The 22,603-nt window shown below is 32.7% G+C and carries 13 protein-coding genes; 10 read left to right on the forward strand and 3 right to left on the reverse strand.

The genetic code is table 11. From position 1 onward, the window contains the following. Nucleotides 1-158: 158 nt before the first annotated feature. Complete coding sequence (gene sbcD, locus HMPREF3267_RS01920; RefSeq protein WP_062077592.1) at nt 159-1,283, forward strand: exonuclease subunit SbcD; 1,125 nt, start codon at nt 159-161, stop codon at nt 1,281-1,283. A gap of 4 nt (nt 1,284-1,287) precedes the next feature. After that, the gene (gene sbcC / locus HMPREF3267_RS01925; RefSeq protein ID WP_062077594.1) at nt 1,288-4,314 is read left to right on the forward strand and encodes an exonuclease subunit SbcC; all 3,027 of its coding nucleotides are present in this window, start codon (nt 1,288-1,290) and stop codon (nt 4,312-4,314) included. Nucleotides 4,315-4,446: 132 nt separating this feature from the next. Here sbcC and mscL read toward each other — a convergent pair whose 3' ends face one another. Beyond that, the gene (mscL, locus tag HMPREF3267_RS01930) at nt 4,447-4,803 is read right to left on the reverse strand and encodes a large conductance mechanosensitive channel protein MscL (RefSeq protein ID WP_037540403.1); all 357 of its coding nucleotides are present in this window, start codon (nt 4,801-4,803) and stop codon (nt 4,447-4,449) included. 204 nt (nt 4,804-5,007) lie between these two features. Between mscL and HMPREF3267_RS01935 the strand changes: the two genes are divergently transcribed. The 3 genes from HMPREF3267_RS01935 to menI all read left to right on the forward strand — a co-directional run bounded on the left by HMPREF3267_RS01935 (nt 5,008) and on the right by menI (nt 10,298). Next, on the forward strand, nt 5,008-6,648 hold the full coding sequence (locus HMPREF3267_RS01935) for a BCCT family transporter (protein ID WP_002459199.1): 1,641 nt from the start codon (nt 5,008-5,010) through the stop codon (nt 6,646-6,648). Nucleotides 6,649-6,902: 254 nt separating this feature from the next. Beyond that, nucleotides 6,903-9,608, forward strand: coding sequence for an aconitate hydratase AcnA (gene acnA, locus HMPREF3267_RS01940; protein ID WP_002459198.1), 2,706 nt, complete (start codon nt 6,903-6,905; stop codon nt 9,606-9,608). 216 nt (nt 9,609-9,824) lie between these two features. Continuing rightward, on the forward strand, nt 9,825-10,298 hold the full coding sequence (menI, locus tag HMPREF3267_RS01945; RefSeq protein ID WP_002459197.1) for a 1,4-dihydroxy-2-naphthoyl-CoA hydrolase MenI: 474 nt from the start codon (nt 9,825-9,827) through the stop codon (nt 10,296-10,298). A 160-nt stretch (nt 10,299-10,458) separates the two neighbouring features. Here the strand turns inward: menI and HMPREF3267_RS01950 are convergent, their stop codons facing one another. Together HMPREF3267_RS01950 and plsY are read right to left on the reverse strand one after the other, a co-directional pair. Then, a complete protein-coding gene (locus HMPREF3267_RS01950; protein ID WP_002478237.1) occupies nt 10,459-10,755 on the reverse strand; it encodes a HesB/YadR/YfhF family protein in 297 nt (98 codons plus the stop codon). Between the two features lie 376 nt (nt 10,756-11,131). Beyond that, a complete protein-coding gene (gene plsY / locus HMPREF3267_RS01955) occupies nt 11,132-11,740 on the reverse strand; it encodes a glycerol-3-phosphate 1-O-acyltransferase PlsY (RefSeq protein WP_002459195.1) in 609 nt (202 codons plus the stop codon). Nucleotides 11,741-11,945: 205 nt separating this feature from the next. Between plsY and parE the strand changes: the two genes are divergently transcribed. From parE to mprF, 5 genes are all read left to right on the forward strand, one after another. Then, the gene (gene parE / locus HMPREF3267_RS01960) at nt 11,946-13,940 is read left to right on the forward strand and encodes a DNA topoisomerase IV subunit B (RefSeq protein ID WP_161510815.1); all 1,995 of its coding nucleotides are present in this window, start codon (nt 11,946-11,948) and stop codon (nt 13,938-13,940) included. Then, a complete protein-coding gene (gene parC / locus HMPREF3267_RS01965) occupies nt 13,937-16,339 on the forward strand; it encodes a DNA topoisomerase IV subunit A (RefSeq protein ID WP_062077596.1) in 2,403 nt (800 codons plus the stop codon). The genes parE and parC overlap by 4 nt, the downstream gene beginning before the upstream one ends. 211 nt (nt 16,340-16,550) lie before the next feature. Further along, entirely contained in the window at nt 16,551-18,008 is a 1,458-nt protein-coding gene (locus HMPREF3267_RS01970) for a glutamine transporter AlsT (protein WP_037544547.1), read from the forward strand. Between the two features lie 309 nt (nt 18,009-18,317). Continuing rightward, entirely contained in the window at nt 18,318-19,541 is a 1,224-nt protein-coding gene (locus tag HMPREF3267_RS01975) for an AI-2E family transporter (protein WP_002459191.1), read from the forward strand. Between the two features lie 188 nt (nt 19,542-19,729). Further along, nucleotides 19,730-22,252: a bifunctional lysylphosphatidylglycerol flippase/synthetase MprF gene (gene mprF, locus HMPREF3267_RS01980; protein WP_062077598.1), complete on the forward strand. Its 2,523-nt coding sequence runs from the start codon at nt 19,730-19,732 to the stop codon at nt 22,250-22,252. Nucleotides 22,253-22,603: the final 351 nt, after the last annotated feature.

A 22,603-nucleotide genomic window follows, 5' to 3' on the forward strand; every position in this document is an offset into this window, starting at 1 on the left:
GTCGTTTTGAGTCTTTACTTTTATTGCAATGACAAGCAGTGAAATCTACTTTGTGTGCCTAAGTTATAAAGTTTTAAATATATATCATTAAGACTTGATAGTTTTTCAAATGCATCTTATAATTAAAACGAACAAACGTTCTGTATTTGGAGGTAACAATGAAAATCATTCATACTGCGGATTGGCATATAGGAAAAATACTAAATGGCAAATCCTTACTAGAGGATCAAATATATATATTAAAGCAATTTATTGATCAAATGTTAATTGAAAAACCAGATATTATCGTTGTTGCAGGTGATTTATATGATACATCTTATCCAAGTAAAGATGCCATAAAGCTCTTAGAACAAACGATTTATCAGTTAAATATAGAATTAAAAATTCCAATGATTATCATTAATGGTAATCATGATAGCAAAGAAAGATTAAATTATGGCTCACCTTGGTTTCAACTTTCCAACTTACATATAAAAACATCTTTAGAAGATTTAACATGCCCAATAACATTTGGAAATATTAAATTTTATACAATGCCATATGCCACAGTCAGCGAAGTAGCTCACTTCTTTGATGATGAGACGATTCAAACACATCAGCAAGCTACAGAAAAATGTCTAGAAATCATGTCGAATAAATTAAACAAACAAAATATAAATATTATTATTGGTCATCTTACGATACAAGGCGGTAAAAAATCAGACTCTGAAAGGCCTTTAACAATTGGTACTGTAGAAAGTGTTAATAAAAAGGTATTCGAAGCATTTGATAAAGTATTACTTGGCCATTTACATCATCCGTTTAGTATTAATGACGATAAAGTCAATTATAGTGGATCATTATTACAATATTCATTTTCTGAAGTTGGGCAAGCTAAAGGATATCGTGTAATTGAGATTGACACTAATAGTAAAATTCAAGATACATTTAAACAGCTACAACCATTAAAAGAGTTAGAAGTTGTTGAAGGACAATATAATCAAGTCATTGCAGAAGAGATAGCAGTAAAAAACAAAAATAATTATTTTCATTTTAAATTGAAAGGTATGTCTCATATTACCGACCCCATGATACATCTTAAAAAAATCTATCCTAACACACTTGCCTTAACGAATATCAGTTATCAAACTGATGATGTAACAACACGTCATGCAATAACAAAATTAAAGGATGAAGATATTATTAGCGAATTTTATAAAGAAATGACAAATGAACCCTTAACAAATGTACAAAGTCAAAAAGTTGAATACATTCTAAACCATCTTTTGACTAAGGAGGATTGAAGCGATGAAACCTTTGACTTTAACGTTGTCTAACTTTGGACCATTTTTAAATGAAACGATTGATTTCAAACAAGTATTCGAAAATCAATTATTTCTTATTAGCGGTAAAACAGGTTCCGGTAAAACCATGATTTTTGATGGAATTGTTTACGCTTTATTTGGTGTAGCATCTACGAAGAGTAGAACTGAAAGCGATTTGCGAAGTCATTTTGCTGAGGCTAAGGAACCTATGAGCGTAACGTTTGAATTTGAAATTAATCAGCGACAGTTCAAAATTTTTAGACAAGGTTCATATATAAAAGAAGGCAATAAAACTAAAACGCCTGGAAAGTTAACTGTCTATGAATTTGATGGAGAAGTGTTTGATTTGCGTGAAAGTAAAATACATGAAGGCAATTTATTTATACAACAACTCTTAGGCGTTAATGCAGAACAATTTAGACAGTTGTTTATTTTGCCTCAAGGAGAATTTAAACGATTTTTAGTTTCAAGTAGTTCAGACAAGCAAAGCATTCTACGTACATTATTCAATAGCCTCCGTTTTGAGCAAATACAGGATATATTAGCTGACGAGGTGAAAAATGAGAAACAATTGATCGAACAAAGATATAACAAAATAGCAATGGTATGGGAAGAAATTGAAGATTTTGAAATTGAAGATTTGCAAGCACTGAAACAAATAGAAAGTATACAAATACAAAAGCTTGTAGATGCTATACCTATTTTTCAAAAATATGGTAGTGAACAATTGTTAGCAACAACAAAATTAAAACAAGCAGAAAAATGTCAAACAGAAAAGCTTCATAAAGCATTAGTGGCAAATAATGAATTAGAAAAGCAATTAAATGATTTAGCTGATTATACTCAACGCTTTGAATTATTGCGGCAAGAGCAAGAAAATATAGATAAACTTAAGCATAAAATTACTCAATTGAATGAAATTCGAACTTTAAATACACTTGTTCAACAGCGAGAATCACAAATAGCAAAATTAAACGATTTTAACAATGCTATCACATCAAAAGGTAAAGATATTGAGTCCATACAAGAGCAACAAAAGCAGCTACAAGAACAAATGCAAATACTAATAAAAAGTGAACATGCTATTAATCAATACAAAGAATATATTGATAAGTGTCACATAATTTATCAAAAGATAGAAAGCCACAGAAAAGCTATGGCAGAAAATGATAATGTAAAAAAACAATTAAGTGAAACGCAGCAGAAGATAAAGCAATATAATGAGAAACAAACTAAGCTTAAAAAGCAAAAAGCAGAAAATGATATAGATTATAATAAAATTGTTGAATTAACAGATGAATTGGCACATATCAACAAATTAATAGATAAGACTAAAGAAACTTTAAGCAATAACCAAAAGTTTAAGGAATTAAAAAATGAATATATTGAAGATAAGAAACAGTTAAAAATGATTGAAAAAGAATTTGAGCATGTTTCAAATCATATAAATAAGTTGACTGCAAAGAATTTAGACTTAAATGACAAAGAAAGTTTTATTAACGAGCTTCAATCAGCATTATCTATTGGAGAAATTTGTCCTGTATGTGGTAATGAGATTCAATCTTTAGAAAAACATATTGACTTTGAAAATATTAAACTACAAAAACATCAATTAGATACACTTGAAAAAGAAAAGTTGTCACTTACAGAGCAAAAAATTAAACTTGAAACCGAAATGTCACACGCTCAAGATAAAATGAAAGAAATAAAGGTTGATGAAGAACCACTTAATCTTGAGTCGTTGCAAGTACAATATAATGAAAAAGAACTAGAAAAAGCTTCTTTTAAAGAAAAATATGCGATGACTAAACAAATTGAAACACAAATAAATGAGTATAAAAAAGATATACATCAGATGGAACTACAATATAAGGATTTATCTCATCAGAGGAACCAAAATGAACAACTTATAGGAGAATTTATATCAACAACCCAGACTAAAGATATCGATTCATTTATACAACAGTTTGAAAGCTATAAAAAACAAATAGAAATATTTGAAAATTCGAAAGAACAATTAACAAATGAAATTATTACAGCCAATCAGCAAAAGCAATTAGAAAGTAATAATTTAATCAATATACAGAACCAAAAACACATTGCAGAAAATGAGTATCAAAGTGTTGATAAAGATATACAAACTGAAATGAGACGATATGCGATTAAGGATGAAAAAGCGTTATTTAAAATATTAGAAGACATGCATCTTAAATCAGATTATGAACAACAAGTCGAAGCATATAGCAAGAAATACGCAGCACTTGAGCATGAAATAGGGCGTTTAAAATCATTGACTCATGATAAAGTTCTACAAGACACAAAACAATTAGAAAATTCATATCAAGTTCAAAGTGAAAAATTAGATAAAGTTATAGAACAAGAAAATACATTGAAATATCAATTGAAAAAGAACGATCAAAAGTTTGATGTACTTTATGAAAATATCAATTATCTGACTAAAGAATTAAAATCGCAACAAGAAATTTTTAATTTAGCAGAAATTCTTTCGGGAAAAAATAGTCAGAAGTTAACGCTGGAAACTTATGTATTAATTTATTATTTGGAACGCATTATCGCACAAGCAAACTTAAGATTAGCTACAATGAGTGGTCAACGGTATCATCTGCAAAGAAGAAAAAGTTTATCACACGGTTATAGTGGTTTAGAAATAGATGTCTTTGATTTTCATTCTAATAAATCTAGACATATTAGTTCATTATCTGGTGGGGAAACATTTCAAGCTTCGTTAGCTTTAGCGCTTGGTTTAAGTGAAGTTGTTCAAGAAGAATCAGGTGGAATAACACTGGAATCTATGTTTATTGACGAAGGATTTGGTACTTTAGATCAAGAAACACTTGATACAGCATTAGATACACTTGTTAACTTAAAATCATCTGGTCGTATGGTAGGAATTATTTCACATGTAACTGAGCTTAAACAACGTATTCCGCTCATATTAGAAGTAACTTCTAAACAGTTTCAAAGCGCTACACAATTTAAGTTTAATTAACAAGCTTTGATGAATGAAACTATATGAGCGTTTATAGTTCAGCCTATATATAAATACTTTTAAGTGTTGGCTATATAAATAACATAAAAAAGACAGAGGCTAAAAATTTTTAACCTCTGTCTATAAAATATATTAATTTTTTTCACGAAGTAAATCGCGAATTTCTGTAAGTAATACTGTGTTTTCTTCAATAGTCTCTTCTGGCTCTTCTTTTTTCATTAAAGTATTTGCAATTTTAACAAATACAAATAATGCAAAAGCAACAATTAGGAAGTCAATGATAGATTGAATGAACAATCCGTATTTAATGCCCCAGAATTCCCAATCTTTTGCAAAATCAACAGAACCGAAAATTTTACCAATTAATGGCATGATGATATAAGTTACTAATGAAGTAACGATTTTATTGAATGCTGCACCCATAACGACTGCAATTGCTAAATCTAATACGTTGCCTTTTAATGCAAATTCTTTAAATTCTTTCAACATAACTTTTATATCCTTTCTAAACATAATACACCTCATTATACAATATATAATTTATTTAGAAAATACTTTTTCTAAACAAATTTGATAAAAGAATTTAGGTTTGATATCCTTATAGGTATCGTTTGAGGTATAGCGTTGCTTTCTAAACGTAGTATATCTCGCGCATTGAAAATTTAATACTATAATGAAGGGAGTTATTTATTTATGAATTCTTCTTCTCAAAAAAATAGTAGCGGAAAGAAGTTTTCACCTGTATTTATTTATAGCGCTATTCTTGTTGCGATTGTAGTGCTAGTTGGAGCGATTTTTCCGACTAAATTTGGCAGTGTTACAGGCGCAATCAGTGGTTGGATTACTGATAAATTAGGTTGGTATTACCTTATTTTAACTACAATCATAGTTTTCTTCTGTATCTTTTTAATTTTCAGTCCTATAGGTAAATTAAAATTAGGTAAACCCAATGACAAACCTGAATTTAACACTGTTTCTTGGTTTGCTATGCTATTTAGTGCAGGTATGGGTATTGGCTTAGTGTTTTATGGAGCTGCTGAACCTATGTCACACTTTGCATCACCACCAGATGCTGATCCAAAGACAACACAAGCATATACTGAGGCACTACGCTCTACATTTTTCCATTGGGGCTTTCATGCATGGGCTACATATGGAGTTGTCGCATTAGCGCTTGCGTATGCGCAATTTAGAAAAAATGAACCAGGTTTACTGTCTAGAACCTTAAGACCTATTTTAGGTGATAAGGTGGAAGGTCCAATTGGTACAATTATTGATGTTTTATCAGTCTTTGCAACTGTCGTTGGTGTAGCAGTATCACTTGGTATGGGAGCACTACAAATTAATGGTGGTTTAAATTATTTATTCAACGTTCCTAATACGGTATGGGTACAATCAATTATTATTGTTGTAGTAACAGTACTATTTATTGCGAGTGCATGGTCAGGTTTAAGTAAAGGTATTCAATATTTAAGTAACTTAAACATTGGTTTAGGAACAATATTAATGATTGCTGTCCTTATTATTGGGCCGACAGTGCTTATTTTAAATATGTTTACGAGCTCGACTGGTAGTTTGTTTAATACATTTTTATTTAACAGTTTAGATACGGCTGCTTTAAATAGCCAAAAAAGGGAATGGATGTCTACTTGGACATTGTACTATTGGGGCTGGTGGTTAAGCTGGAGCCCATTCGTTGGTGTATTTATTGCCCGTGTATCTAAAGGTCGTTCTATTCGAGAATTCATTTCTGGTGTATTACTTGTTCCAGCAATCGTAAGCTTTATCTGGTTCAGTGTATTTGGCGTTTTAGGTATTGAAACAGGAAAAAAACATCCAGAATTATTTAAAATGACACCTGAAACACAACTTTTTGGTGTGTTTAACGAAGTGCCATTAGGTATGTTATTATCCATTATTGCGCTTATTCTTATTGCATCATTCTTTATCACTTCTGCCGATTCTGCAACCTTTGTGCTGGGAATGCAGACTACGTTTGGTTCTCTTGAGCCAACAGGTTTTGTGAAAGTCACATGGGGCGTAGCACAATCACTGATTGCATTTATTTTATTACTTGCCGGTGGTGGAGATGGTGCAGCAGCATTGAGTGCCATTCAAAGTGCTGCAATTATCAGTGCCTTTCCATTCTCCTTTGTCGTCATATTGATGATGATTAGTTTCTATAAAGATGCTAACCAAGAACGTAAATTCTTAGGTTTGACGCTGCAACCAAACAAGCACCGTTTGCAAGAATATGTTAAACATCAACAAGCTGATTATGAAGCAGATATTTTAGAGAAACGTGAAGCACGGAGAAATACTGAAAAAGACTAATAATTGATAATTTATTGTCCTTATTGCTTAAAAAGTGATAAGGACTATTTTTATTGAAAATCATTCTCAATTAATAACTATTTCTTATTGAACGTATGCTTAATGATAACTTTTACTTATATAGTCCGATTAAAAAAGGAAATCCTAAAAACGCCTATTTATAGCGAATTGCAGTTGTTTTAAAATTTAGTTAATTATACAATTTAAGTAACGGCATATAAAAATATTATGATTTAGTTCAAGGGGGAAATACTATGGCTTCTAACATGAAATCACATGCTAAAAAGACATTTAAAGTGAACGACAAATCTTATGTGTATTATGATTTGAAAAGTTTAGAAGAACAAGGTTTAACTACGGTATCTAAATTACCATATTCCATCAGAGTATTATTAGAATCTGTATTAAGACAAGAAGATGATTTTGTTATTACGGATGATCATATTAAAGCATTAAGTCATTTTGGGGGAGAAAATAACGAAGGTGAGGTTCCATTTAAACCTTCTCGAGTGATTTTACAGGATTTTACTGGAGTTCCAGCAGTAGTGGATTTAGCATCATTGCGTAAAGCAATGAACGATGTTGGTGGCGATATTAATAAAATTAATCCAGAAGTTCCTGTTGACTTAGTCATTGATCATTCTGTTCAAGTAGATAGTTATGCAAATCCAGATGCGCTTGAACGCAATATGAAATTGGAATTTGAACGAAATTATGAAAGATATCAATTCTTAAATTGGGCAACTAAAGCATTTAACAACTATAATGCAGTACCGCCTGCAACTGGTATTGTACATCAAGTGAATTTAGAATACTTAGCTAATGTCGTTCATGTTCGTGACGTTGATGGAGAAGAAACAGCATTTCCAGACACACTAGTAGGTACTGACTCTCATACAACTATGATTAATGGTATCGGGGTATTAGGATGGGGTGTTGGTGGTATTGAAGCAGAAGCAGGTATGCTTGGACAACCCTCTTATTTCCCAATCCCAGAAGTTATTGGTGTCAGATTAACTAACACATTACCTCAAGGCTCAACCGCTACGGACTTAGCTTTAAGAGTGACTCAAGAATTACGTAAAAAAGGTGTAGTTGGCAAATTTGTTGAATTCTTTGGACCAGGTGTTACAGATTTACCACTAGCTGATCGTGCAACTATCGCAAATATGGCGCCAGAATACGGTGCTACTTGTGGATTCTTCCCAGTTGATGAGGAATCACTAAAATATATGAGATTAACAGGACGATCAGAAGAGCATGTTGCATTAGTTAAAGCATACTTGGAACAAAACAATATGTTCTTTACTGTTGATAAAGAAGACCCAGAATACACTGATGTTATTGACTTAGATCTATCTACGGTTGAAGCATCATTATCAGGGCCAAAACGTCCCCAAGACTTAATCTTTTTAAGTGACATGAAATCAGAATTTGAAAAATCAGTTACTGCACCTGCGGGTAACCAAGGCCATGGATTTGATAAAAAAGAATTTGATAAAACAGCTGAAATCCAATTTAGTGACGGTTCAACTGCAACTATGACAACAGGGGATATAGCGATAGCAGCAATTACTTCATGTACAAATACATCAAATCCATATGTCATGTTGGGGGCAGGTCTAGTTGCTAAGAAGGCTGTCGAAAAAGGGCTCAAAGTGCCAGAATTTGTTAAAACTTCATTGGCTCCAGGTTCAAAGGTTGTAACAGGTTATTTACGTGATTCAGGTTTACAAGAATATCTTGATGATTTAGGTTTCAATCTAGTTGGTTATGGTTGTACAACATGTATTGGCAACTCAGGTCCGCTTTTACCTGAAATAGAAAAAGCAATTGCTAAAGAAGATTTGCTTGTTACGTCTGTATTATCAGGTAACCGTAATTTTGAAGGTCGTATCCATCCATTAGTTAAAGCAAACTACTTAGCTTCACCACAATTAGTTGTTGCTTATGCTTTAGCTGGGACTGTTGATATTGATTTGCAAAATGAGCCACTTGGAAAAGGAAAAGATGGCGAAGATGTTTATTTAAATGATATTTGGCCATCAATCAAAGAAGTTGCAGACACAGTAGACAGTGTAGTGACGCCCGAGTTATTCTTGGAAGAATACAAAAATGTATATAATAATAATGAAATGTGGAATGAAATTGATGTGACTGACGCACCATTATATGACTTCGATCCTAATTCAACATATATTCAAAATCCTACATTTTTCCAAAACTTATCTAAAGAACCTGGCACAATTAAACCTTTAAAAGATTTGCGTGTTATGGGTAAGTTTGGAGATTCAGTTACAACTGACCATATCTCACCAGCTGGTGCAATTGGTAAAGATACGCCAGCAGGTAAATATTTACTTGATCATGATGTACCTATTCGTGATTTTAATTCATATGGTTCAAGACGTGGGAATCATGAAGTTATGGTACGTGGCACATTCGCAAATATTCGTATTAAAAACCAATTAGCACCTGGAACTGAAGGTGGCTATACAACTTATTGGCCAACGGATGAAGTGATGCCTATCTATGACGCTGCTATGAAATATAAAGAGGACGGTACTGGTTTAGCTGTATTAGCTGGTAATGATTATGGTATGGGTTCTTCACGTGACTGGGCTGCCAAAGGTACTAACTTATTAGGCGTTAAGACAGTTATTGCTCAAAGTTATGAACGTATTCACCGTTCTAACCTAGTCATGATGGGGGTATTACCATTACAGTTTAAAGATGGTGATTCAGCAGACTCACTTGGCTTAGATGGTAAGGAAGAAATTTCTGTAGATATCAATGAAGATGTTAAGCCGCAAGATACTGTTAAAGTTCATGCTAAAAAGGAGAATGGTGAAGTAGTTGATTTCGATGCAACTGTTCGCTTTGATTCTTTAGTAGAGTTGGATTATTATCGTCATGGTGGTATTTTACAAATGGTTTTACGTAATAAACTTGCACAATAAACAAGGCGAAATACAGTCTGGGACATCATTATGTTTTAGGCTAGGAACTAATTATTAGCAGTAGTTAACTGGATTGAAAATATGCTGATACCAAACTTTTTCAATTCTAGTCAACCTGGTTGGGGTGGGACTACGAATTCATCATGAATTCTGCTCCGCTCCTTTTTTTATGTTAGAATTGATAAGAAAGTTATATTGAAAGAAGGATATTTGATTATGATATACAGTATTACTGAAATCGAGGCTAGATACCAAGAAACAGATAAAATGGGTGTGATTTATCACGGCAACTATGCTACATGGTTTGAAGTAGCGCGCACAGATTATATTAGAAAATTAGGCTTTAATTATGCTGACATGGAAGCGGTGGGCATTATATCTCCTGTTACAGATTTGAATGTGAAGTATATCAAATCCATTACATATCCTGAAACTGTTAAAGTTAAGACTTGGGTGGAAAAATATTCGCGGCTACGTTCAATTTATAGCTATGAAATATATAATGAGCAAGGAGAACTTGCTACAACAGGGACTACTGAGCTAATTTGTATGAAGGCAGATAATTTTAGACCTATTAGATTAGATCGCCATTTTCCAGATTGGCATGAAACATATAGTAAAGTTGAAGCATTAAATAAAAATAATATTGAGTTAGAAGTAACGAATAAAGATGATTTAAATCATCTTTAAAATTAAGCGGAACGAATGTATTACAAAATAGTTTTTAAACCTTTGAAATGATAGCTTAAAGCAAATGAGCTATTTTTATAAAAAAATAGCTATGAAGACTGATATCTTGAGTAAAAGTCTCATAGCTATTTCTTATTATTCTATTAAACTGCAATTGATGTTACTTTGTAGTATAAGCTATTTCATCTTCGTGATTAACGGTATCAACTTCAATAATATCGTCTTTAAAGTACCACAAATCGTCTTCAGCAACTACAACTTTAAGGTTATTATAATTTTCACTGTAACCAATATCTATGTCATCTTCATTTTCAACACGAAAAGCAGGACTGAAGCCTTGTTTTAATTGGAATTCTCCACCGTAGCGGACATAGAATTGTAAAACTTTATTGTTGTCTGGCAAATCTAATTCATCTTTAAACCAGTTGATAGCTTGTTCAGTTAATTGTATTTTCAATTTATAACCTCCTAATAGCTCATTCATCAATACCCATAAATAATTTATCTTCGCAAGTAGGATTATAGCATAGTAGCTATTAAAAATATTTGAATATGCTTAATGAAATAGTTAACGATAACTCAAGAATAATATTGAGGCTGGTGCATCATTATGTTTAAAGCTACGAACTATATATTGGCAGTAGTTGATTGGATTGAAAATACACTGATACCAGGCTTTTTTCAATTCTATTCTGGACTACGAATTCATCATGAAATCTGTTCCACTCTCGTTTTCCAATTTTAAGTTGTTATTGTATTATAAAAACCGCAAAAGCTTATACAAGTCTTGTTGCGGTCGAAAAATAGCAATAATTTTAAATTGTTGAGCTTAATTACATCCATTTGATTTTAGGTTCTTCACCCTTGACAATTCTGATAATATTAGAACGATGTCGTACAATTAATATAACTGAAACAAGCAAACTGACACCAAGTAATACATAGTCATGTATGACAAATGCACCAACAACACAACTAATCGCAGCAATAATACTTGATAAGGACACAAATTTAGATAGGTATAAAATAATAAAGAAAATCAATGCTAAAATTAGCAACAATATAGGATTAACCCCTAGTACGACACCTGCACTTGTAGCTACTGCTTTGCCACCTTTAAATTTAAGATAGACAGGATAAACATGGCCTAGAATTGCAAATAAACCAACGATGAGTCCATGGGTAAAAAAGGTGCTTAGTGGGCCATCTGCATGCACAGGCAACCAAATTGGAAAGAATACAGTTATGAATCCTTTAAAAATGTCTAGAAATGTTACTAAAAAACCAGCAGGCTTGCCAAGTACTCGAAAGCTATTTGTTGCACCAGTGTTGCCACTTCCAAATTGTCTTATATCTTTTTTAAAAAAGAGTTTTCCAACAACATAACCACTTGGAAAAGCTCCTATGAGATAGCTGAGTAACAACATGAGGACTATCATCATAATAATTACACATCCTTTTATAACTTAGCTCTATTTTACCATAAACTGATTATTTTTTACGACAATAAATTTAAAACAAATGTTATGGTAAATAAATAGCCTTGTTTTAAACTCAGACTTGCAATTTAAGCGGATTTATATAAGAATAACTATTGTATAGAAAAAATAACGAACGTACGTTTGTAGGAGGAAAATTACATTGACAGTGAATAAAAAAAACAATTATTCAGATGATTCAATACAGGTTTTAGAAGGATTAGAAGCTGTGCGTAAAAGACCTGGTATGTATATTGGCTCCACTGATAAGCGCGGGCTCCACCATTTAGTATATGAAGTTGTTGATAACTCTGTTGATGAAGTATTAAATGGCTATGGTGATGAAATCAACGTCACAATTAATAAAGATAATAGCATTACTATTGAAGATAATGGTCGAGGTATGCCAACAGGAATCCATGCTTCAGGTAAGCCGACGGTACAAGTTATTTTTACCGTTTTACATGCTGGAGGTAAATTTGGTCAAGGTGGTTATAAAACATCTGGTGGCTTGCATGGTGTAGGTGCATCAGTAGTGAATGCGCTTAGTGAATGGTTAGAGGTTGAAATACATAGAGATGGAAATATCTATAAACAAAGTTTTAAAAATGGGGGTTTGCCTGCCACTGGTTTAGTCAAAGCAGGAAAAACTAAAAAAACTGGCACTAAAGTAACTTTTAAGCCTGATCCAGAGATTTTTAAAGCGTCAACGACATTTTCTTTCCAAACATTAAGCGAGCGTTTACAAGAGTCTGCATTTTTATTAAAAAATCTAAAAATTAAACTAACCGATTTACGCAGTGGTAAAGAACGTGAAGAACTGTACCATTATGAAGAAGGTATTAAAGAATTTGTAAGTTACGTAAATGAAGGTAAAGAAGTATTACATGATGTAACTATGTTTTCTGGCCAATCTCATGGCATTGAAGTCGATGTGGCTTTTCAATATAATGACCAATATTCTGAGAGTATTTTAAGTTTTGTTAATAATGTACGGACTAAAGATGGTGGTACGCATGAAGTAGGATTTAAAACTGCTATGACCAGAGTATTTAACGATTATGCACGACGCATTAATGAATTAAAAGAAAAAGATAAGAATATTGATGGTAATGATATACGTGAAGGATTAACAGCCATTATTTCAGTGAGAATTCCTGAAGAATTATTGCAATTTGAAGGACAAACAAAGTCTAAACTTGGAACAACAGAGGCTAGAAGTGCAGTAGATTCTGTCGTAGCTGAGAAATTACCTTTTTATTTAGAGGAAAAAGGGCAGCTTTCCAAATCTTTAGTTAAAAAAGCAATTAAAGCACAGCAAGCACGTGAAGCAGCTCGCAAGGCCCGCGATGATGCCCGTTCTGGTAAAAAGAATAAACGTAAAGATACATTGTTATCTGGAAAACTCACACCTGCACAAAGTAAAAATACTGAGAAAAATGAATTGTACTTAGTCGAAGGTGATTCAGCAGGTGGTTCTGCCAAGTTAGGACGTGATCGCAAATTCCAAGCGATTTTGCCACTTCGAGGTAAAGTAATCAACACAGAGAAGGCGCGCTTAGAAGATATATTTAAAAATGAGGAAATTAACACGATTATTCATACAATCGGTGCTGGTGTAGGTAACGATTTTAAAATTGAGGATAGTAATTACAACAGAGTTATCATCATGACCGATGCGGATACTGATGGTGCTCATATACAGGTACTGTTATTAACGTTCTTCTTCAAATACATGAAACCTTTAGTTCAAGCAGGGCGAGTGTTTATTGCTTTGCCACCACTTTACAAACTTGAAAAGGGTAAAGGAAAAGCTAAGCAAGTTGAATATGCCTGGACGGATGATGAATTAGACAAACTTCAACAATCACTAGGAAAAGGATTTACGTTGCAACGGTATAAAGGTCTAGGTGAAATGAATCCAGAACAATTATGGGAGACAACAATGAATCCAGATACAAGAACATTGATTCGAGTACAAGTTGAAGATGAAGTGCGATCTTCTAAACGTGTTACTACATTAATGGGTGATAAAGTGGCACCAAGACGTGAGTGGATTGAACGCCATGTTGAATTTGGTATGCAAGAAGATTTGAGTATTTTAGATAATACAGAGGTTCAAGTATTAGACAATGAAAATTATACTGAGGAGGAAACAAATTGAGTGAAATAATACAAGACTTATCACTTGAAGATGTTATTGGTGACCGCTTTGGTAGATATAGTAAATATATAATTCAAGAACGTGCTCTGCCAGATGTAAGAGACGGACTTAAACCAGTACAACGCCGTATTTTGTACGCTATGTATAGCAGTGGTAATACGTATGATAAGAATTTCCGTAAAAGTGCCAAAACTGTTGGGGATGTTATTGGACAATATCATCCTCATGGCGATTCATCAGTATATGATGCGATGGTACGTTTAAGTCAAGATTGGAAATTACGTCATGTACTCGTAGAAATGCATGGTAATAATGGTAGTATCGACAATGATCCTCCTGCTGCAATGCGTTATACAGAAGCTAAGTTGAGTCAATTAGCTGAAGAATTATTGCGCGATATTAATAAAGAAACAGTATCTTTTGTCTCTAACTATGATGATACAACCCTTGAACCTATGGTGTTACCGGCGCGATTTCCTAATTTACTAGTTAATGGTTCTACTGGTATTTCAGCAGGTTATGCTACTGATATTCCACCTCATAATTTAGCTGAAGTCATTCAAGCAACCTTAAAGTATATAGATAATCCTAATATATCAGTAAGTCAGCTTATGAAATATATTCAAGGGCCAGATTTTCCAACTGGTGGCATTATTCAAGGTGTTGATGGCATAAAGAAAGCATATGAAACTGGTAAAGGGAAAATTGTAGTTCGTTCAAAAGTTGAAACAGAAGCATTAAGAAATGGCAGACAACAATTAGTTGTTACCGAAGTGCCATACGAAGTAAATAAAAGTTCGCTTGTTAAGCGAATTGATGAATTACGAGCAGATAAAAAAGTAGATGGAATTGTCGAAGTTAGAGATGAGACCGATCGTACTGGTTTGAGAATCGCTATTGAATTAAAGAAAGAAGCTAATAGTGAGGCTATTAAAAATTATCTATTCAAAAATTCTGACTTACAAATTTCATATAATTTCAACATGGTGGCAATAAGCGACGGTAGACCAAAATTGATGGGTATTCGTCAAATTATTGATAGTTATTTAAACCATCAAATTGAAGTTGTTGTCAATCGGACTAAATTTGATTTGGATCATGCAGAAAAGCGTATGCATATTGTAGAGGGGTTGATGAAAGCTTTATCTATTTTAGATGAAGTTATCGCCCTTATCCGAGAATCGAAAAACAAACGAGATGCTAAAGATAATTTAGTGGCAACATATGGTTTTACAGATGCTCAAGCAGAAGCGATAGTTATGTTGCAATTATACCGTTTAACAAATACGGATATTGTTGAATTGAAAAATGAGCACGCTGAGCTTAGTGAACGTATTAAAGAATATCGTCATATTTTAGATAACCATGACGCTTTGCTAACTGTTATTAAGAACGAATTGAAAGATATTCGTAAGCGTTTTAAAACTGAAAGACTGTCTTCAATTGAAGCAGAAATTGCAGAAATTAAAATCGATAAAGAAGTAATGGTTCCTAGCGAAGATGTCATTATGAGTGTCACTGCTCAAGGATATATTAAACGTACTTCAACACGAAGTTTTAATGCGAGTGGTGTTTCAGAAATCGGACTTAAGCAAGGTGACCGATTATTAAAATATCAAGAGGTGAATACGCAGGATACGATTCTTGTCTTTACAAATAAAGGCAGATACTTGTTCATTCCGGTACATAAATTAGCAGACACGCGGTGGAAAGAATTAGGGCAACACGTGTCACAACTTGTAGCAATCGAAGAAGACGAATATATAATCAATGTATATAATGAAAAAAATTTCCAACAAGAGGCATTTTATATTATGGCTACACGTAACGGTATGATTAAAAAAAGTCATGCTGCGTTATTTAAAACAACACGTTACACTAAACCATTAGTTGCTATGAAAGTGAAACCGCAAGATGAAATTATAAGTGTACAACGTTTGACAGAAGATCAAATTATAACGGTACTAACGCATAAAGGTATGTCATTAACATATAACACTAATGAGTTATCTGATACAGGTTTGAGAGCTGCTGGTGTGAAATCTATCAATTTAAAGGTGGAAGATTTCGTAGTTATGACCGAAGTTGTTGAAGCTGGACAAACGATCATTATGGCTACCCAACGTGGGGCTATGAAACGTATTGACTTTAAAGTTTTACAATTGGCAAAACGAGCTCAACGAGGTATTACTTTATTGAAAGAATTAAAGAAAAATCCACATCGAATCGTTGCTGGTCATGTGGTAACAGAAAATCAATCTGAATATATGATCTATTCAGAGTCACATGTTGAAGAAGGTCTTATTGTTGATATTCATAAATCTGAACAATACACGAATGGTTCATTCATCGTCGATACGACTGAGTTTGGAGAGGTAATTAATATGACTATTCAATAATGTTTTTAGTGATTTTATTTTCATAGTTAAAATAAAATGATAAACTTAGAATTGTTATTTATTTTTTAACTTGTATAAAAGCAAGAGATTTACATTTAATAGGAGTAAGTTCATTGTTCCATTTTCAATGAATCATATAACCTAAATTATAAATGTAAATCTCTTAACGTATTCACTAGATAAATTTAGATAAATGTGAGGTATGGATAGAGTGAGAGATTTTGATAATTTGATTCCTGGCTGGTTTAAGACAATTGTGCAAGTCGGAAACGATTTAATATGGTCACAGTACCTAATTGGTCTGTTACTAACGGTTGGCTTCTTCTTTACTATTAGTTCAAAATTTGTACAACTTAGAATGTTGCCAGAAATGTTTAGAGCGCTCGTTGAGAAACCAGAAACATTAGAGTCTGGAAAGAAAGGTATTTCACCATTTCAAGCGTTTGCGATAAGCGCCGGCTCACGTGTGGGTACGGGGAATATTGCAGGTGTTGCTACTGCCATTGTTCTTGGTGGCCCAGGTGCAGTATTTTGGATGTGGATTATTGCTTTTATCGGAGCAGCAAGTGCGTTTATGGAAGCCACACTAGCCCAGATATATAAAGTTCATGATAAAGAAGGTGGGTTCCGTGGAGGGCCTGCATATTACATAACAAAAGGACTTAATCAAAAATGGTTAGGTATTTTATTTGCGATTTTAATTACAGTGACATTTGCATTTGTATTTAATACGGTGCAATCTAATACGATTGCAGAATCATTAAATACACAGTACAATGTCAACCCTGTGATAACAGGCATTGTATTAGCCGTTATTACTGGGATTATCATTTTTGGTGGTGTTCGTAGTATTGCAACACTATCATCACTAATAGTACCTATTATGGCTATTATTTATATTGGTATGGTTTTAGTTATTTTATTGATGAATTTAGATCAAGTTGTTCCAATGATTGGCACAATTATCAAGAGTGCTTTTGGCATTGAACAGGTTGCTGGTGGTGCGTTAGGAGCTGCTATATTACAAGGTATTAAGCGTGGTTTATTCTCAAATGAAGCTGGTATGGGTTCAGCACCAAATGCTGCAGCGACAGCGGCTGTTCCACATCCAGTTAAACAAGGTTTAATTCAATCTCTTGGTGTTTTCTTCGATACAATGCTCGTATGTACTGCTACAGCGATTATGATTTTACTTTATTCAGGTTTGAAATTTGGCGATAGTGCGCCACAAGGTGTTGCTGTCACACAATCAGCTTTAAATGATCATTTAGGATCTGCTGGCGGTATCTTTTTAACTGTAGCTGTGACTTTATTTGCATTTTCATCAGTTGTAGGGAACTATTATTACGGACAGTCTAATATAGAGTTTTTATCAACGAATAAAATAATCTTATTTATTTTTAGATGTTTAGTTGTAATATTAGTGTTTGTTGGTGCTGTAGTTAAAACGGAAACAGTATGGAGTACAGCAGATTTGTTTATGGGACTTATGGCCATTGTGAATTTAATATCGATTATTGGTTTATCCAATGTAGCTTTTGCAGTGATGAAAGATTATCAACAACAACGTAAAGAAGGAAAACATCCCGTGTTCAATCCCGAAAATTTACAAATAAATTTATTTGGCATTGAATCTTGGGGACGTGAAAATAAATCTAAAAAATCATAGTGTAAACTTTTAAAGTTTGAGATATTTTAAAATGAGCAAACTTGTTAAATTATATTTATAATAACCGTTTTAAATTGCGTTGTGCTATTTAAAAACAATTTGTGTTGCTCATAAACTCTGTAAAATAGGGGTGGGAAATTAAGTCATAACTATTGGCTTTTTACCTGCTCCTATTTTATTGTATTGGTGCATTTTCAGATAAAATAATCTATAATTTATGACAAGTATGGTATGATATAGATTAGTAAAATACAATCAATTGAAAAATATAGTTACAAATAGAGAATACGAGTTAAGGTTTGGTGAATAATGATGTTGGATGATAAAAAGAATACAGCTGAAAAGAAACCAGGGAAATTAAGTTTTTCTGAAACAAGATTTATGCGATTTTTTGGTGGTAAGGATCTTATATTTGCACTTAGTGCATTGGTATTATTAGGTATTGTTATATTTATTTTTGACAAAGTCTCATATGTATTTGAGCCTTTTATCATTGTCTTTAACACTATTGTAGCACCAATCATTCTATCGTTAATTTTGTTCTATTTAATCAATCCAATCATTAACTTGATGGAGCGTTATAACATTCCAAGATTGCTGGGTATTGTTATAGTATTTTTAGCTATTGTTGGACTTATTGCACTCATCGTTAATTTATTGATTCCGGTCATTGGCAGTCAGGTAACACGCTTAATACATAATGCGCCTGCATATGTGACTAAATTTAATGATACTTTAGATAAGGTGACGCACTTTTCGTTCTTGTCCTCATTTTATGATCAAATACAGACCAATTTAGATTCTTTATCTAAAAAGATTCCTAGTATTGTTACAGACTATTTTGATGGTTTTGGAACTAAATTAAGAACATTTGCTGAAGCTATTGTAAATGTTGGCGTAGTTTTAATAACAACACCATTTGTACTGTTCTTTATGCTAAAAGATGGTCATAAATTTAAAGAGTACACGACTAAAATTATGCCACCTAAATTTAGAAAAGATTATCATGACTTATTAGAAAAAATGAGCGTTCAAGTGGGTTCTTATATACAAGGACAAATTATTGTGTCATTTTGTATTGGTATTTTATTGTTTATTGGCTATACGATTATTGGTCTAGATTATAGCTTAATATTGGCAAGTATCGCTGCAGTAACAAGTGTTGTACCTTATTTAGGGCCAACGATCGCTATTTCACCTGCAATTATTATTGCGCTAATAACCTCTCCGTTAATGCTTTTAAAATTAGCTGTTGTATGGACATTAGTTCAATTTATAGAAGGTCATTTTATTTCTCCAAATATTATGGGTAAAACATTAAAAATACATCCATTAACAATTATTTTCATTTTGCTTAGTGCAGGGAACTTGCTAGGGATTGTAGGTGTCATTTTAGGTATTCCAGCTTATGCGATATTAAAAGTACTGGTGTCTCACATATTCTTAATTTTTAAACGCCGATATAATAAGTATTATGGTGATGATGCTGGAGACTATGATATTCCTAAAGAAGATTCGAAAATAGCAGAATAGTATAGTAGCCGATGAAGTAGGACAGTTTGGGATTGCTTTATCGGCTTTTATTGCATATGTGAATCAATTCAACGGTTTAGTGCACCTTAGTATATTACAAATCTGTTAGGAAGATAGTCATGTTCAATCACAGGCAGTTATGATATATTTTCAGTAACAAAAGAATTAATTAGAATTGATGTGAAAAAATGAATCAGGAAGTTAAAAATAGAATTTTATCTATATTAAAAATTACTTTTGCAACAGCATTGTTTTGCATTGTGGTATTTACACTCTATCGTGAATTATCACATATTGATTTTAAAAATACAGTTACCGTATTTAGTAAAATCAATCGCTGGATGCTCGTTGGACTATTTGCTTGTGGTGGTGCATCATTACTCTTGCTCTCTATGTATGATGTCATCTTAGTCAAATCATTAAAGATGGAAATGCCTTTATTTAAAATCATTCGAATAAGCTACATTATCAATGCTTTTAATGCCATTATAGGTTTTGGTGGTTTTATTGGTGCTGGTGTGAGAGCAGTTGTATATAAAAATTATACGGAAGACAAGAAAAAATTAGTACATTATATTTCAATCATCTTAATCTCTATGCTCACAGGATTAAGCTTATTATCTATCTTGGTTGTGTTACATGTATTTAATGCATCACATATGATTGACAAAATAAGTTGGGTACGTTGGATATTATATGTCGTTGCTTTATTTTTACCTATCTTCATCGTATACACGATTATGCGCCCAGCAGATAAAAAGAATAGATTTATGGGTGTGTATTGCACATTAGTTTCAAGTGTTGAATGGCTAGCAGCTGCATTAGTATTATATTTATCTGTATTAATAGTCGATATCCATATTTCATTTATGACTTTAATAGGCGTCTTTATTATTGCAGCTTTATCAGGATTAGTCAGCTTTATTCCTGGTGGATTTGGTGCCTTTGATTTAGTTGTACTTCTTGGTTTAAAATCATTAGACATCCCTGAGGAACAAATTTTATTAGCGCTGTTACTTTATCGTTTTGCCTATTATTTTGTACCTGTCGTTGTGGCACTATTGCTCTCTACGTTTGAATTTGGATCAACTGCTAAACGTTACTTTGAAGGTTCTAAATACTTTGTTCCGGCTAAAGACATCACCTCTTTTGCAATGTCTTATCAAAAGGATATTTTAGCAAAAATTCCATCATTATCGGTGGCTATCCTTGTTTTGATAACAAGTATCATGTTTTTTATAAATAATATGACGATTATTTATGATGGTTTATTTGATGAAAATCATCTTGTGTATTACATTGTGTTATCAATTCATACAAGTGCCTGTTTATTACTATTGTTAAATGTGAAAGGGATATTTAAACAAAGTAGAAGAGCTATTATTTTCGCAATGATCTCGATTATATTAATTTTTGGAGCAACAATTTATACATATGCATCTGCCTTATTATTAAGTTGGCTTATTGTTATGTTTGCTATATTGGTTGCTGCATACCGTCGTGCGAAAGTATTAAAGCGACCATTCAGATTACATCAATTTGTAATGTCATTTATTATGAGTGTTGTTGTGCTTTATGTGAATCATTTTATTATCTCACAAACTTTTTATGCGTTGGATGTATATCAAATAGAAATGAATACATCTGCATTGAGATATTATTTCTGGTTAACCATTCTAGTGATTATACTTGTTGTAGGTATTATTGCCTGGTTGTTTGATTATCGATTTAATCGTCCACATCAAATAAACGACTATAAACAATGTGAAACTATTATTGATTCATATGGGGGTAACTATTTAAGCCATTTGTTATACAGTGGTGATAAAGATGTTTTTATGCATAATAATGAACAAGCCTTTTTAATGTATCGTTATAAAGGTAATGCGCTTGTTGTACTAGGTGATCCTATTGGGGATACTCAAAGCTTTCAAACGCTACTCGAATCGTTTTATCAATACGCTGAACGCTTAGGCTATGACGTTATCTTTTATCAAGTAAGTGATCGATTTATGCCACTCTATCATAACTTTGGTAATCAATTTTTCAAATTAGGGGAGGAAGCTATTATTGATTTAACCCAATTTACTATTTCAGGTAAAAAGCGTAGAGGCTTCCGCGCGACACTTAATAAACTTGAAGAGCTTGAGTTTAAGTTTGAAATTCTTGAACCGCCATTTTCAAACAACCTGATGAGTAGTTTAAAAGAAATTAGTGATATGTGGCTGGATGGTCGTCAAGAAATGCACTTTTCTGTAGGACAATTTACGCCGGAATATTTATCCAAAGCACCGATTGGCGTTATTAAAGATAAAGATGATAAAATCATTGCTTTCTGTAGTTTAATGCCAACATATTATAATGATGCTATATCAGTTGATTTAATACGGTGGTTGCCGGAAATTGAATTACCACTAATGGATGGCTTATATTTACACATGTTATTGTGGAGTAAAGAAAAAGGTTACGGTGCCTTTAACATGGGTATGGCCACATTGTCTAATGTTGGTCAAATGGATTTTGCTTTTGTGAGAGAAAGAATTGCTGGACGTGTTTTTGAACATTTTAACGGTTTATATCGTTTCCAAGGATTAAGACGTTATAAAGAAAAATATAGTCCTAATTGGGAACCAAGATTTTTAGTTTATAGAAAAGACAGTTCTTTATGGTACAGCATGTTAAAAGTAATGCGTGTCATACGTCATAAATAATAAAACTAGGTGAACATCCTCTCAAGAAAAATTCAGGATAGAATATAAAGCCCAAAATAAACATATAAGATTAGCTATGAAGAAATCTATGACGATAGATTTTTTCATAGCTATTTTTTGTAAAAAGAACAGTCGGGGACATAAATCCTAGAAAAATAGCCAATAAATGACTTTTATAATTTTATTTACTGGCTTCTTTATTTACAATATTTCGTATTGTTGGCTTGCTTTCTTAGGAGACAGCTTCAAGCTTGTCCTGTTCCCTCAAAAGTCTCGCCAAAATACGGCGTATTTATTTGTAATGATACATTGAAATACTTTAAAAAATAAGGCACTTTCGTATAATTTAAT

It is taken from the genome of Staphylococcus sp. HMSC62D11 (assembly GCF_001839145.1).
Lineage (GTDB): Bacteria > Bacillota > Bacilli > Staphylococcales > Staphylococcaceae > Staphylococcus > Staphylococcus lugdunensis.